The organism is Phytohabitans maris (assembly GCF_031085175.1).
Lineage (GTDB): Bacteria > Actinomycetota > Actinomycetes > Mycobacteriales > Micromonosporaceae > Phytohabitans > Phytohabitans maris.
Genome location: NZ_JAVHUY010000008.1, coordinates 141,278 through 156,287, shown reverse-complemented (window position 1 = coordinate 156,287; position 15,010 = coordinate 141,278). Strand labels below are relative to the sequence as shown.

The following is a 15,010-nucleotide window of genomic DNA, read 5'->3' as shown; positions in this document are numbered from 1 at the left end:
GCCAGGCGGCCGTTCGGGCCGGCGTCGGTGGCGGCAAGACGTGTGCGGCGATCCGTGGAGTGAGGCCCTCGGCGGCGATCGCGGCCGGGTTGGTGACCAGCGGTACTCCAGATACCTTATGAGTCCGCCATAAGGTATCTGCGGTACCGCTGGTGCCGCCGCACGGACATCACAGCCTCGATCAAGTTACCGAGAGTGGCATCGGGTCCGGACCCCCGACGGACGTCGCGGTAGCCCGAGGTCTTTGTTGATGATCGAGGACCGACCAGCGGCGGCGGCCGGCCGACAGTCCGATCCGGATGCTGGTGTCCGGTCCTTACGATCGCTGCCGTGGACGGCTCGTTGGTCGGCCGCGACGCCGTGTACGAGCGGGCGTGGCGGGCGCTGGGTGCACCCGGCCCGGTGCTGCTGGAAGGGCCCGCGGGCATCGGCAAGACGGCGGTGTGGCGGGCCCTCGTCGCGGCCGCCGAGCGGGCCGGCTGGCAGGTGCTCACCTGCGCGCCCACCGAGTCGGAGGTGGCCCTCCCGTTCGCCGCGCTGGCCGACCTGCTGCGGCCGCTCGCCGGCCGGGTGCCGGGCCTCCCCGGGCCGCAGCGGGCCGCCGCCGAGGCCGTGCTGCTGACCGCGGAGACGGCGGAGGGAGTGGCCGACGAGCGGGCGGTGGGCGCGGCGACCCGTTCGCTGCTGGAGGCGGCCGGGGCGCGGGTGCTCGTCGCGGTGGACGACGCGCCGTGGCTGGACCCGTCGAGCGAGCGGGCCCTGCGCTACGCGCTGCGCCGGCTGGGCGGTGAGATCGCCGTGCTGGTCACCTGCCGTACCGAGGGCGCGCTCCTCGGGCTGGACGACGCGCGGCTCACCCGGATCGCGCTCGCCCCGCTGGGCGTGGGGGCGCTGCACCACGTCGTACGGGCGCGGCTCGGCGTCTCCCTCAGCCGCCCGCTGGTCGCCCGCATCGCCCGCGAGTCCGGCGGCAACCCGCTGCTCGCCATCGAACTGTCCCGCGCCGTCTCCCGGCTGCCCCGGCCGCCACTGCCGGGCGAGGAGCTGCCGGTCGGCTCGTCACTGCGCCAGCTGCTGCGGGACGCCCTGGCGGCGCTGCCCGAGGCGAGCCGGGACGCGGTGCGCCGGGCCGCGCTGCTCACCGTGCCCACGCTCGCCGACCTGGCGGCGGCGGGGGTGGCGGCGGAGGCGTTCGACGCGGCGGAGGAGGCCGGGCTGCTCGCGGTCCACCCGTGGGCGGGCGCCCCGGCGCCCGCGGCGCGGGCCTCCGCCGCCTCCGGCTCCGCCGCCATCGTCTCCGGCTCCGCGGCCGTCGTCTCCGGCTCCGCGCGCGCGGTGTCCGGCCCGGCGGAGCGGGCTTCCGCCGGCGCGGACCACGCCTCCGGCTCCGCGGCCGTGGTCTCCGGCGCCGCTTCCGCCGGCCCGGAGCGGGTCCACGCCCCGGCCGGGCGGGGGGCGGGGCTGCGGGTGGAGTTCGCGCATCCGATGTACGCGGCGGCGGTCGTCGCGGGCATCCCGCCGGGCGTGCGCCGCCGCCTGCACCGGACGCTCGCCGACGCGGTCGCCGACCCGGACGAGCGGGCCCGGCAGCTGGCCCGCTGCACCGACGAGCCGGACGCGGCCGTCGCCGCCGAGCTGGCCGCCGCCGCGGACCGGCAGCGGGCCCGGGGCGCGCCCGCGGTCGCGGTCGACCTGTACGAGCGGGCCGCCGCCCTCACCCCCACCGGCGACCCGGCCGACCGGGGACGCCGGCGGCTGGCCGCGACCCGGTGCCGGCTGGACAGCGGCGACTACGCCGCCGCCGGCGCGGCCGCCGACGCGGTGGCCACCGACCACAGTGGAGAGCTGCGGGCCGAGGCGCTGCTGCTGCGGGCGATGGTGGCGTGGTGCGCCGACGACCTGCCGGGCGCCGTCGCGGCCGGCGAGCGCGGGCTGGCGGCGGCCCCCGCCGGCACGCCCCTGGCCGGCCGGATCCACGCCCACCTGGCCCTCTTCCACGACGCGCCGCGGCCGGCCCGCCGGCACGCCGAGGCCGCGATCGCCCTGATGTCCACCGTGGACGGTGACCGCGGGCTGCTGGCGGGCGCGCTGTTTCAGCTCTTCTTCCAGGAGGTACGCGCGGGGCTGCCGGCCCGCACCGAGCTGCTCGACCGGGGGCTGGAGCTGGAGGACGGGCACCCCTCCTGGCTGGCCGGCACGGTACCGGCGATCTGGTGGAAGGCGATCGACGAGCACGACCGCGCCCGGGAACGGCTCGACGCGCTCCTCGGCCACGCGGTCACCGCCGGCGACGAACCGTGGCAGCACGAGCTGCTCACCCACCTCGGCGAGGCGGAGCTGATCGCCGGGCGGTGGGACGCGGCCGCGCGGCACATCGCGGCCGCCCGAGAGCTGGGCGAGCAGCTCGGCACCGGGCTGGTCGGCGAGACCTGGCTGGGCGGGACGCTCGACGCGTACCGGGGGCGGCTCGCCGCGGCCCGCCAGGTGGCCGAGGAGGGGCTGCGCCGCGCCGGCGAGCTCGGTGACGCCTGGGGGCGCCGGATCCACCTGCAGCTCGCCGGGTTCGTGGCGCTGTCGGCGGGGCAGGCGCGGGAGGCCGTGGACGCCTACCGCGAGCTGGTCGCTACGATCGGCGGCGCGGGCATCGTCGAGCCGCTCGGGCAGCGCTTCGAGCCGGACTGGATCGAGGCCTGCGTCGGCGCCGGCGACCTCGACGCCGCCGCGGACGGCCTGGCCCGGCTCGCCGAGCGGCACGCCCGCCGGTCCCGCCCGTGGACCGCGCTCGGCCTGGCCCGCAGCCGCGTGCTGGTGACCGGCGCCGCCGGCACCGACCCCGCCGCCGAGCTGGCCGAGCTGGCCGCCGCGCGGGACGCGGTGCCGGCCGGGACGGTACCGCTGGACCGGGCCCGCTGCCTGCTGGTGGCCGGCATGGCCCACCGCCGCGCGCGCCGCAAGCGGGAGGCGCGGGTGGCGCTGGAGACGGCGGCGGCCGAGTTCGCGGCGATCGGCGCCGGGGCGTTCGAGGCCCGGGCCCGCGCCGAGCTGGCCCGGATCGGCGGGCGCACGGCGGCGCCGACCGAGCTCACCCCGACCGAGGAACGCGTGGCGCGGCTGGCCGCCCAGGGGCGCACCAACCGGGCGATCGCGGATGCGCTCTACATCAGCCCGAAGACGGTCGAGGCCAACCTGGCCCGCGTGTACCGCAAGCTCGGCATCGCCACCCGCGCCGAACTCGGCGCCGCGATCGCCCGCACCCCCTGAGCGGCCGCGCCCCTCGCCGCCCGGCCCTCGCCGTTGACCAGGGAGTTGGTGCCGTGTCGGGCGTGCCAGTCCCTGGTCAACAGCGAGGGGAGCGGGGGCGGGGCGGGCATCGCGTAGGGAAGTCCCTGATTCGTCGCCGGGTGGTGCGGGCCTAGCGTGCGGTGCGTGAGCGATCGACTGTTCGCCGTGGAGCGGTACGACGTGCCGGGCAGTGAGCCGGCGTCGCTGCCGGCGCTCGACGGCGCCCGCCTGGTCGCGGCCGTGCACCTCCCCGCCGACCAGGTCGTGCTCGCACTCGTGGAGGGGCGGGACGAGCGCTCGGTCGCGGCCGCCGCCACCGCCGCCGGCTGGCGCGTGGACCGGCTCCACCCCGCCACCTGGATCGCCGAGCGCACACCATCGCCGCGGTCACCGTCACCGTCACCACCGTCGCCGTCGCCGTCGCCGCCGCCTTCACCGTCACCGCCTTCACCGCCGCCGCCGGCACCGGCACGGGCGAGGGGCGGCGCGGGCGCGCCGGTCGCCGGCGCTACCGGGTTCGCGCCGCGGCCGTCACGCCCCGAGCCGGTCCCGGCGCCGATCACCCCAGACCGCAAGCCAGCCGGGAAGACCGAGCCGGCCGAAGAGACCAAGCCGGCCGAAGAGACCAAGCCGGCGGAAAAGACCAAGCCGGCGGAAAAGACCAAGCCGGCGGAAAAGACCAAGCCGGCCGAAGAAAGCAAGCCGGCGGAAAAGAGCACGGCAGGCGCGGAGCGCAAGCCGGCCGGAAAGAGCAAGCCGGCAGGGAAGGGCCAGGCAAGCAAGGAGAGCAAGGCAGGCGCGGAGAGCGAGGCGGCCGGAAAGAGCGAGCCGGCTGAAGAGGGCAAGCCGGCCGGAGAGAGAGGGAACCGATGAGACGAATGCTCGCCGCACTGGCGGTCGTGGGCGCGCTCGCCGCGTGCGGCCGTGCCGAGGAGGCGCCACCGGCGGCACCGCTGGAGACCGTCGTCCCGGTGGAGGAGACGGCCGCGGCCGGGGAGACGGCGCCACCCACCGCGTCCGCTGTGGACCCGTGCGCGCTGGTGTCCAAGGCGGAGGCCGAGGCGCTGGCCGGCCTGAAGATGCAGGACGCGGTACGGGCGCCGGAGTCCTGCTCGTACACCACCCCGCCGACCGGTACGACCGGGCAGGTGGAGGTCTACATCGGAGACGGCGCGAAGAAGCAGTACGACATCGAGCTGCAGCTCGGGCACGAGCTCGCCCCGCTCTCCGGCGCGGGTGACGAGGCGTACACCTACGTGGACGGCCTGACCGTCTACGTCAACAAGGGTGGCGTGTGGACGTCGCTGCACCTGGTACGGATCGACGACCCGGCGAAGTTCCGCGCCCGCCTCGAAGAGCTGGCCCGCACGATGAGCACGCGGTACTGAGCGGTGGCGCGGCGGTGGTTGGCGGCGCTTCTCGCCGTCGTGGTGGTGGCGGGCTGCGGCGGTCAAGCAGGCCCCCGAGGGGAGCTGAGCGAGAACGAGTTCCGCTACGGCCTCGCGCCGAAGCGGCACGACGACGTCACGCTCCAGCCGGACGTCGTGCTGGTCGAGGGCGGGGCCGAGGCGGTCCGCTCGGTGACCGCCGACGGTCTCACGTGGACGATCGACGCGGGCGCGAAGGGGGCCGCCGACCTCGTACCCGGGAAGGTGATGTTCGTGACCGCGCGCGGCGTCGGCCGGGTCGTGGACGCCCGGCGCGCCGGCGACACGGTGGCCGTGACGATCGCGCCGGTCGCTTTCACCGACGTGGTACGGGACGGCGACTTCGCCAGCGACGGCCCGGTGCCGCTGGACGGCGTCGTGTCGTACCGCTCCGAAGGTGCACTGTGGACGGACGAGAAGGCGGTCGCGGAGGCCGGTGCCGCGGAGCCCTCGCCCGCCGGGCGTTCGGTGCCGCTGCGCCGCCACGCCCCGGGCGACCGGGAGCGGGTGGAGATGCCCCGGCCGGTCGCCGGCGTGCCGAAGACCACCCGGACCAACGGCTTCGAGGTGACGCCGACCTGCTGCGCCGGCGGGGTGGGGGCGCGGCTGCGGTACGACGACAACGAGATCCGCATCGAGGCCGGCTTCATGCTCAAGATGGACAAGCCGAGCGCCCGCTTCCACCTCGCCGTCGCCGGCGGCAGGATCACGACCGCCGAGCTCCAGGTGTACGGCGGCGCCGGCATCAAGGTCGACGTGACGGCGGCCAGCGCGATCGGGCACCTGCGCCAGCTCGACCGCACGTTCACCGTCCCGATCGACTTCAGCGTGCCGGTCGGGCTGATCCTGGGCATCCCGTTCACGCTCAGCGCCAACCAGGAGGTGCTGGTCAAGACCGCGTTCAGCGCGAAGAACGGCAACGTGCGGGCCGCCGGCGAGTACGCGATCGGCGGCACGCTCGGCTTCGGCTACCGGGACGGGAGCTGGGGCGCCTACAAGATCGACGGGCCGCACATCAAGAGCAGCCTGCTCGACTCCGTACGCGGCGTGTCGGTCGGCGCCAACGGCGTGGTCCTCGACTTCAAGACCACGTTCCGGCTGGGCATCGGCGCGCTCGGCTTCACCGCCGGCCTCAACTTCGGCATCGTGGTCTCCACCGGCGTGGCGCGCGGGTCGGCGCTGGCCCAGTTCTTCCCGCTCGTACCCGGTGAGCGGAGCCTCGACTGCCGGGGCGCCTCCCTGACCGTCGACACCACGTTCAACGTCGGGTACACGATCCCGGCCGTCGTGCAGAAGGTGGTCAACTTCTTCCTGCGCGTCTTCAACGCCAAGCCGATCGCCCGCTCCGGCGGCATCCCCGACCCACCGGCCCGCGCCAACGTCTTCAGCCGCGCCCAGTACGAGCCGAAGGGCTGCCAGGCCTGACCGGAGGAGAAATCACCGGTTTCGGCGCAACATTCCCGTGCCTGCTGGAGTCTGGTATGCGTGGGGGTCCGGGGATGGGTCTACGTCGCGCTCGTCCCCCTCGTCGCCGGCGCGGCCGCCCGGATCTGGCACTGGGCGCACGACCGGCCGCTCTGGCTCGACGAGCAGATGATCGCGATCAACGTGCGCGACGGCGGCGGCTTCCGCGGGCTGGCCGGCCCGTTGCTGCACCACCAGAGCGCGCCGCTGGGCTGGCTCTGGGTCGAGCGGGCGTTCCTGCTCGCGTTCGGCTCCGGCGAACGGGTGCTCCGCCTCCAGCCCCTGCTGTTCAGCCTGGCCACGCTGGTGCTGGTGTGGCTGGTGGTGCGCACGTGGTTCGGCCCGCTCGGCGCGCTCACCGCCGCGCTGCTGTTCGGCCTCTCACCCGCCCTGATCCGGTACGCGGCCGAGCTCAAGCAGTACTCCGCCGACGCGTTCTGCGCCCTCGCCCTGCTGGCCCTGGCCGCCTGGGCCGCCGCCCGCCCCCGCTGGACGCACGCGTGGTGGGTGGCGGCCGCGGTCGCGTCCTGGCTGAGCATGGACGCCATCCTGGTCACGCCCGGCCTGGCCGCGGTGCTGGTGGGCGCGGCGTGGCGCCGGGGCGGATGGCGGGCCGCGCTGCGCGCCGCGAGCCTCGCCCCGGTCTGGCTCGCCGCCGCCGGCGTGCACTACCTGGTCGCGCTCCGGTACACGACCGGCGAGCCGCACCTGCGCCCCTGGTGGCAGCAGCGCGGCGGCTTCCCGGACGGCAGCCTGTGGAGCTGGCTCGCGCACCGCCCGGCCGGCCTCGCCGCCGACCCGCTGCGGCTGCCCGAGGGCCCGGTGACGGTCGGGTTCTGGCTGCTGGTCGCGGCCGGGCTCACGGTCCTCCTGGCCCGGCGCACCCCGCTCGGCCTGCTGCTCGCCGCGCCGCTGGCCACCGGCGTAGCCCTCGGCGCGGCACACGCGGTGCCGCTCGCCAGCCGCCTGGCGATCTGGCTGCTCCCCTCGCTCTACCTCGCGGCCGCCGCCGGGGTCGAGGCGATCGCGGCGCTCACCCCGCGCGCCCGGATCCCGGCCGCCGCGGGACTCACCGTGGTCGCGGTCGGCGCCGGCTTCGTCCTGGTCCCACAGATCGAGTACGCCCTGGCGCCTCCCCGCCTCGTCGACGGTGTGGACGACCGGGCCGCCATGGCGTGGCTGGCCGCCGAACACCGCCCCGGCGACCTGGTGCTGGTCTCGGTCTCGTCCATCCCCGCCGTCCGCTGGTACTCCAGCATGGGCACGCTGCGCCCGGGCCGCTTCGTCCGCCCGGTCCCGCCCGGCCCGGACTGCTCCCCGCAGGCCCTGCCGGCGGCCCTCGCCGGTCAGCGGCGGGTGCTCGCGTACTCCGGGATCCGCACCGACCCGGCCACCCCGGCGGTGATGGAGGCGCGCCTCGCCGAGCAGGGCCGGATCGTCCAGCGCCGCGACTTCCGCGCCGGCGTCGGCTGGCTGGTCGACCTGCACCCACCGGCCCCGCCCGCGCCGGTGCTGCCCGGCCTGAAGACCAGCTGCCTGCAACTGTCCGCGTTCGGCCGCCGCTAGAGAGCTTTCGGAGTCGGGTGATTGTGATCGAAGCTCCCCTCAAGTCGCGAGAACGACTTGAGGGGAGCTTCGATCACAGCCGGGGGGAGAGCGGGGTTGCGCGGGGCGGCCATCTGATTGATACTTTTCAATACTTCTGGAGCCGGCGTTGAGGCCCGGGGCATGCCTCGACGAGCCAGCGCGCGGCGTTTCGAAGGATCTCGCGGACGGTCGCCGGCATCCCGGCTCCGCACCCACCGTCCTTCGTCAGGAGGCCCCACAAGATGCACTTCCATCGTTACCGGTCGCGGCTGCTGACCGCGGCGGCGGTGACCGTCGTGGCCGCCGGGAGCGGCGTCGTCACGGCGCTCGCCGCGCACGCCGCGGCCCCCGGCTGCGGCGTGGCCTACTCGGTCGCGTCGCAGTGGCAGGGCGGCTTCACCGCGAACGTGACCGTCACCAACCTCGGCGACCCGCTCAGCTCGTGGACGCTGACCTGGAGCTACGCCGGCGGCCAGCAGGTCACCCAGGCGTGGAACGCGACCGTGTCGCAGAGCGGGAGCGACGTCACCGCGCGCAACGCCAGCTACAACGGCGGCATCGGCACCAACGGGACCGCGTCCTTCGGCTTCAACGGCTCGTGGAACGGCAGCAACCCGGCGCCGGCGAGCTTCACGCTCAACGGCACCACCTGTACCGGCGCTCCGGTCACCGGCACGTCGACCAGCCCGCCCGGCGGCGGCCCCACGACGCCGCCACCGACGACCCGGCCGCCGACCGACAACCCGGACTGGGGCCGGGCGCTGCCGCCGGCCGGCGCGCCGCACAGCCACGCGTACCACATCGTCGCGGCCGCCGACGGCACCGGCTACACGCCGAAGGCCGGCGAGTGCTCCCGCGAGATCCACGCGCGGTACTGGGCGTACGGGCCGGACGGCAAGGTGTACCCGACCTGGCACCCGGCGCGGGACCCCAGCGGCTGCGCGTTCGGCCACGAGCACGGCGACGACCCGCGCACCTCGGACCTGTACGGCACCGCCGGCTGGCCGCCCTTCGGCTACACCAGCGAGGTGATGCTGGACAGCATGCCCGAGTCCAGCCACCGGCACGAGGACCACGTCGGGCACAAGGTGCTGGCGGTCAACAACTCCAACGTGATCCAGGGCGACAACGGCACCAGCTTCTTCCCGCCGCAGGGCCCCACGGTCGCCACCTGCGACATCCTGCTCAAGTTCCACCAGGGCACGCACTCGCCGGACGCGTTCAGCAACAACGTCCACGAGCTGCTGCTCGACCAGCGCTGCACCGCGACCAACGGCGGCCAGGTCACCGAGGCCCGGTACAGCGCGATGATCCCGCTCGGGCGGGCCGGCGGGTTCAGCCCCAGCGAGTGCCCGGGCTTCGGCGGCCAGTTCGTCAACGTCCAGCCCGCGGTGCCGGCGGACTCGCCGTCGGACACCCGGTCGCTGGGCCGGCTGATCACCGAGCCGGGCTGCGTGCAGGCGATCCGCGAGGGCCGCACGCACAACGACCCGCTCTACCCCAACCCGGTGCCGTTCACCGTCTCCGACATGGACGACTTCTGGTTCTCCGACGTCCAGGTGACCGGTTCCGGGCTGAGCTTCCGGATCGCGCCGCTGTTCTACGTGGTCAACCCGTCGCGCTACTACGACCCGAGCCAGCCCAACCGGCTGGGCCGGATCGTCGACCTCTGCTACACGGACCTCGCCGGCGGCAGCTCCTGCGACCAGGTCCGCCAGGTCACCCAGCAGACCGGGCAGCGGGTGGCGTGGGACGACCCGCGCTCGCCGTTCAAGGGCACGCTGCGGGAGTTCCGGCCGGGCACGTTCACGGTGCAGAACAGCGGCCCGACCACCGTCTACACCGACGTGTACGGCCGCAACGCCGCCACCGCCCCGTTCGCCGGCTCGATCCAGCAGTACTTCGCCGGCAGCGGCGGGAGCGCGCTGTACGTCCGCGGCTCGACCAAGGACTACGGCGCCAACTCGGCCGACCAGATCCACGCGCCGAACTGACGCCCACCGGCGTGGAAGGGGCCCGCGGCGCTCACCCGCCGCGGGCCTCCGCGCGGCCTCCCCGAAGGCAGCTCGCCAAGGATCCGTCAGGAACGGCCGAGATCGGGCCGGACGGTGTAGTCGGTGAACCCAACCACGTTGCCCCACGGATCCCGGATCTCGAACGCCCACCCGGTCGGAACGAGAAACGGCGGCGCCAGCGGCCGCACCCCGGCGGCGGACAGCTCCTCGGCGGCGGCGCGGGCGTCGGGTACCTCGAACCACACCTTCTGCCCGCCGGCCCGCGGCGCCTCGGTGACACCGACCCCCAGACCGGGCGTCTCGTCGCCGACCTGGAACAGCGCCATGCCCATCTCGTCAAAACGCTTCGCCACCGGCAGGCCGACCACGTCGCGGTAGAACTCGACCGCGCGGGCGAGGTCGCCCACCGGCACGAACACGTTGTCGACGCCAAGCACCTTCATCGCGGCCCTCCATCTCACTCTCCACCCCGAGCTTCACTCTCCACCCGACCGTCCGTCCCCGGTCGCCGGATCGCCAGGGGCCAAGGACCCGTCCCGACCGGGCTGCCGCGGCCATCCCGCGAGGCATTGACGTCCCTGGATTGAATCGTTACGATCCGAGCGCGGAAAGCGCTTTCCGGCTCGCCGCGACACCGCGCGGACGCCGCGCCTCGAACGGGCACCGGTCCGCGAGCGGAACCCGCGCGGCGGACCGGCCGGCCCACGCCGACGACACAGGAGGAGATCGTGAGAAAGCGGCACTGGCGGCTGGCACTGGCCGGCCTCGCCGCGGCGGCGCTCGCCGTCACCGGCAGCGTGGTGGTGACCCGGGCGGCCGACGCGGCCACGGTGGACACCAGCGCGACGTACGTCTTCGTCAACCGCAACAGCGGCAAGGCGATGGACCTGTACGAGTGGTCCACTGCGGACGGCGCGCCGATCAACCAGTTCACCCGCAACGACCTCGCCGTGCAGCAGTGGCGCTTCGTCGACGTGGGCAGCGGCTACTACCAGGTGCGCTCGGTCCACAGTGGCAAGGTGCTCGAGATGCCGAACGCGAACGACGGGACGCAGCTCGTGCAGATGCCCGCTGTTAGCGATAACACCCGGCAGCACTTCCGGCTCGCCGACTCCGCGGGCGGCTACGTGCGGTTCGTCAACCGGCACAGCGGCAAGGCCCTCGACGTCTGGGAGTGGTCCACAGCGGACGGTGCGATGATCGCGCAGTACGCCGACCTCGACGGGGCCAACCAGCAGTGGCAGCTGGTCAACCTCGGCAGCGGCGGCGGCACCGGCTGCGGCAGCGGTTCGTTCAACGCCGAGGCGGTGCTCAGCGGCAGCACCTGGACCGCGCGCAACGGCTCCAGCACCGTCTACACCGGCACCGACATGCGCGCGGCCGTACAGGCGGCGATCGGCAGCCTCACCGCCGGCCGTACCAGCAAGCAGCGGGTCGTGGTCCGCGGCTCCGGCTCGATGAGCGCCGGCTCGCGCATCTCGCTGCCCAGCTACACGACGATCGACGTCTGCGGCACCATCAACGTGACCGGCTCCGGCTCCGGCGACCAGGCGCCGATCTACTCGCGCGGCACCACCCAGGTCGAGGTGCAGCACCTCAACGTCACCGGCGGCCCGCTCTACGGCATCTTCATGCGCAACGTCACCAACGTGATCCTCGGCCAGATCGACATGCGCCTCTCCGGCGGGCTCGGTGTGCGCATCGACAACCGCGGCGACACGTCACAGTGGACCCGCAACGTACGGATCGACAACGTGTACGTCTCCGGCGCCAGCTCGCACGCGGTCGAGACGTACGGCGTGGACGGCATCACGATCGGCACCGTGACCGCCCGCAACGTCGGCGAGTCCGGCCTGCTGCTCAACGAGACCATCAACGCCACCGTGACCACTGTGGACGCGGAGAACGCCGGCGCCGGCACCGGGTACGCCGCGTTCCGGATGGCCAACCGCAACGGCCGGATCGGCTCCAGCTACGGCACCAACGTCCGGGTCGGCACGGTCCGGGCGCGCGGCGGCGGCCGGGGCGTCTTCTGCGTCTCGGAGAGCGGCGGCGCGCAGATCGACCGGGTCGACATCGCCAACACCGGCAACAACGCCATCCTGATCGAGAACTGCTACAACGTGAACATCGCCGCGAACGGCGGCACGATCAGCGGCGGCGGCGAGGTGCGGCTGGCCGAGCGGACCGAGTTCGCCGGCAACCGCGACATCACGTTGCGCAACTTCACGCTGGTCAACAACCGGATCGTGGAGAACCCCTGCGCCGACAACCTCACCATCTCCAACATCACGCTCAACAACTCGACGATCTCCCGCTGCTAGGCCATGGTGATCGAAGCTCCTTCGAAGCCGTTGGAACGACGTCGAAGGAGCTTCGATCACGGGCGGGGCCCACAGCTGGTTCACAGGCGGATCACAAGGGGCTCACCGGCGGCGCCGGCACCGTTTGGTGCGGCGCCGGGTCCGGGGCCACGATGTGATCGGAGGAGCCATGCCGCAGCAGTACGAGGGACGCCCGCTGCCCCGCCCCGACGAGGAGCTCGTCGACCAGGGCCTCGGCTTCGACCTGGGCACGCTGATGGGGCGCCGGCGGCTGCTGAAGGCGCTCGGCCTGGGCGTCGCCGGCGCCGGCCTGGCCGCGTGCGGCGCCACGTCCGCGCCGTCGTCCGCCCCCTCGCCGGCCGGCACGAGCGCCGCGACGAGCGCGACCGGCGCGGCGGGCACCACCGGCGAGATTCCCGACGAGACCGCCGGCCCGTACCCCGGTGACGGCTCGAACGGCCCGAACGTGCTGGACGACAGCGGCATCGTCCGCGCCGACATCCGCTCCAGCTTCGGTGGGTCGAGCGGCACCGCGCAGGGCGTACCCATGACGCTGGAGCTGGCGATCCGCGATCTGGCCGGCGGTGGCGGGCCCTTCGCGGGCGTCGCCGTGTACGTGTGGCACTGCGACCGCGAGGGGCGCTACTCGCTCTACTCCGACGGCGTCCAGGACCAGAACTACCTGCGCGGCGTGCAGGTCGCCGACGCGGCCGGCACGGTCCGCTTCACCAGCGTCTTCCCGGCCTGCTACGCGGGGCGCTGGCCGCACGTCCACTTCGAGGTCTACCCCGACCAGGGCAGCATCACCGACGCCGGCAAGGCGATCGCCACGTCGCAGGTCGCCCTCCCGGAAGACGTGAGCCGCCAGGTGTACGCCCAGGCCGGCTACGAGCGGTCCGTCGAGAACATGTCGCGGCTCAGCCTGGACAGCGACAACGTCTTCGGCGACGACGGCGGCGCCAGCCAGCTCGCCACGGTGACCGGCGACGTCACCGACGGGTACGCGGTCTCGCTGACCGTGGGCGTCGACACGGGCACCACCCCGACCGGCGGCGGCCAGCCCGGACGCTGACGCGGTGTGAGCGCTCCAACACCGGCGGTGCCGGCCTCATCGGGTGAACGGGCCGGTGCCCGCGCCGGGTCCGTCCACGTAGGATCTGCGCATGGTGGACCCGGACGGCGAACTCAGGGACAAGCTACAGACCGACGTGCCGCACGCCGCGCGGATGTGGAACTACCGGATGGGCGGCAAGGACAACTTCCAGGCGGACCGCGCCGCCGGTGACGCCGTCGCCGGGGTCTACCCGGAGATCGCGGTGATGGCCCGCGAGTCGCGCAAGTTTCTGATCCGGGTGGTGCGGCACCTGGCCGCCGAGGCCGGCATCCGGCAGTTCGTCGACGTCGGCACCGGCCTGCCCACCATGCAGAACACGCACGAGGTGGTCGAGGGCGCCGACAAGCTGGCCCAGAGCGGCGGCGTGCCGTACGTCCTGCGCTCCCCCGACGACCTGGCCGCCTGTTTCGAGGGGTTGACGCTGGTCGAGCCCGGCCTGGTACCGATCCCGCTGTGGCGCCCGGACGAGCCCGACCCGGTCGCCATCGACGCGTACGGCGCGGTGGCCAGGCGCCCCTGAGCACCCCCGCCGTACGCGGTCGCCGGCCCGCGCCGCCGCGACGGCGGTGAGCGCCAGGTCACTCGACGTCCTCGGCGGCGACGTCCTCGGCCGGCACCAGGTCGCCGTCGCGTTCCACGCGCACCTCGCCGCGTTCCGCCGGCGGCCGCACCTGCGCGGTCTCCCGGTCCGGGTCGTTGCCGGGGTGCATCAGCACCGCGTCGGTGTCCGACGCCTTCTCCCGGCTCTCTTCGGGCTGTGCCATCAGTGCCTCCTCCATTTTCGGGTGCCCCTACATAGGGGCAGCTCGGGGCGCGATCGGGCCAGGCGGCCCGCGGTCACGCCGGGCCGGCGCCGCGGGGCGTCGCGCGCGGTGCGGGCCGGCCGAACGCGAGCGGGGCCAGCCGGCGGACCCGGTACAGGCGGGCGGAGAGCCGGTCGCGGACCTCGGTGCCGGCGCGGCGGCGGCGGGCCGGCGGACGGTCCAGGTAGCCGTACGCGGCCATCTCCGCCCCGGCCACCTCCTCGATCGCGGCGATGTCCGCCGGCGGCAGCACCTCCCGCCAGGCGGCGGTCCGCTCGGTGGTCACCGCCTGCAACGCGCTGGACTTCCACCACTCCCAGCCGTGCACGATCCCCGCCGGCGGCGGTGCGGCCGCCGGGCCGCCGGGCCGGACGGCGAGCAGCTCGGCGAGCCGCTCGCGGGCGCCGTCCGGGTCGGCCACCACGTCCTCGTACCGCAGCAGCAGGCAGCGCCCCGGCCCCAGGTGGCGGGCGGCGGCGCGGAGCTGGCGCTGGTCGAGCGCCCACTCCTCGGCCAGCACGGTCGCGTCCTCGATGCCCCACGGCACCGAGCGGTGCGACACGGCGACCGCGCGCGGGTCGCGTACCACGCCGACCAGCCGCAGCCGCGGGTCGGCCTCGGCGAGCGGGCGCCACCAGAGCAGGTGCTCGGGGGTCTTCTCGCCGTACCGGGCGGCCGGCGGGCAGAGCGCCACCACCACGGCCGCGAAGAGGTCGAGCAGGGTGTCGCAGCGCCGCCCGACCAGGTCCAGCACCTCCCCGGTGTCCAGCCGCAGCCCCGCGCTGGTGGGCAGGTGCCGGAAGTCCTCCAGCTCCCGCTCCACCTCGCCCCGGCTCAGCGGGAACCGCCGGCGGGCCAGCAGGCGGGGCGCGTACCGGTGCAGGAAGTGGGTCTCCGGCGGCATCGCGACGCCGGGCAGCTCGCAGCAGAGCCGCTGGGTGAGCGTGGTCCCCGAGCGCGGCGTACCGACGACGAGGAAGGAGAGCGCACTCAC

General features: G+C 74.7%; 12 protein-coding genes. 9 read left to right on the top strand and 3 right to left on the bottom strand.

The window, feature by feature from the left end; all coding sequences use genetic code 11:
* The first annotated feature begins 330 nt into the window (after nt 1–330).
* The 6 genes from RB614_RS10655 to RB614_RS10630 all read left to right on the top strand — a co-directional run bounded on the left by RB614_RS10655 (nt 331) and on the right by RB614_RS10630 (nt 9,754).
* Complete coding sequence (locus tag RB614_RS10655) at nt 331–3,261, top strand: AAA family ATPase (RefSeq protein WP_308712248.1); 2,931 nt, start codon at nt 331–333, stop codon at nt 3,259–3,261.
* 165 nt (nt 3,262–3,426) lie between these two features.
* Nucleotides 3,427–4,155, top strand: coding sequence for a hypothetical protein (locus tag RB614_RS10650; RefSeq protein ID WP_308712247.1), 729 nt, complete (start codon nt 3,427–3,429; stop codon nt 4,153–4,155).
* Nucleotides 4,152–4,670, top strand: coding sequence for a hypothetical protein (locus tag RB614_RS10645; RefSeq protein WP_308712246.1), 519 nt, complete (start codon nt 4,152–4,154; stop codon nt 4,668–4,670). The genes RB614_RS10650 and RB614_RS10645 overlap by 4 nt, the downstream gene beginning before the upstream one ends.
* Nucleotides 4,671–4,688: 18 nt before the next feature.
* Entirely contained in the window at nt 4,689–6,134 is a 1,446-nt protein-coding gene (locus RB614_RS10640; RefSeq protein ID WP_308712245.1) for a hypothetical protein, read from the top strand.
* A gap of 60 nt (nt 6,135–6,194) precedes the next feature.
* Nucleotides 6,195–7,739, top strand: coding sequence for a glycosyltransferase family 39 protein (locus RB614_RS10635; protein WP_308712244.1), 1,545 nt, complete (start codon nt 6,195–6,197; stop codon nt 7,737–7,739).
* Between the two features lie 263 nt (nt 7,740–8,002).
* Nucleotides 8,003–9,754: a cellulose-binding domain-containing protein gene (locus tag RB614_RS10630; RefSeq protein WP_308712243.1), complete on the top strand. Its 1,752-nt coding sequence runs from the start codon at nt 8,003–8,005 to the stop codon at nt 9,752–9,754.
* 86 nt (nt 9,755–9,840) lie between these two features.
* Here the strand turns inward: RB614_RS10630 and RB614_RS10625 are convergent, their stop codons facing one another.
* Nucleotides 9,841–10,218: a VOC family protein gene (locus RB614_RS10625; RefSeq protein WP_308712242.1), complete on the bottom strand. Its 378-nt coding sequence runs from the start codon at nt 10,216–10,218 to the stop codon at nt 9,841–9,843.
* Between the two features lie 312 nt (nt 10,219–10,530).
* Here RB614_RS10625 and RB614_RS10620 point away from each other — a divergent pair, with 312 nt between their 5' ends.
* From RB614_RS10620 to RB614_RS10610, 3 genes are all read left to right on the top strand, one after another.
* On the top strand, nt 10,531–12,099 hold the full coding sequence (locus RB614_RS10620; protein ID WP_428982971.1) for an RICIN domain-containing protein: 1,569 nt from the start codon (nt 10,531–10,533) through the stop codon (nt 12,097–12,099).
* 169 nt (nt 12,100–12,268) lie between these two features.
* Complete coding sequence (locus RB614_RS10615) at nt 12,269–13,171, top strand: intradiol ring-cleavage dioxygenase (protein WP_308712241.1); 903 nt, start codon at nt 12,269–12,271, stop codon at nt 13,169–13,171.
* A 91-nt stretch (nt 13,172–13,262) separates the two neighbouring features.
* Entirely contained in the window at nt 13,263–13,733 is a 471-nt protein-coding gene (locus RB614_RS10610) for an SAM-dependent methyltransferase (RefSeq protein ID WP_308712240.1), read from the top strand.
* A gap of 58 nt (nt 13,734–13,791) precedes the next feature.
* Here RB614_RS10610 and RB614_RS10605 read toward each other — a convergent pair whose 3' ends face one another.
* The gene (locus RB614_RS10605) at nt 13,792–13,977 is read right to left on the bottom strand and encodes a hypothetical protein (protein WP_308712239.1); all 186 of its coding nucleotides are present in this window, start codon (nt 13,975–13,977) and stop codon (nt 13,792–13,794) included.
* Between the two features lie 73 nt (nt 13,978–14,050).
* Nucleotides 14,051–15,010, bottom strand: coding sequence for a sulfotransferase family protein (locus tag RB614_RS10600; RefSeq protein ID WP_308712238.1), 960 nt, complete (start codon nt 15,008–15,010; stop codon nt 14,051–14,053).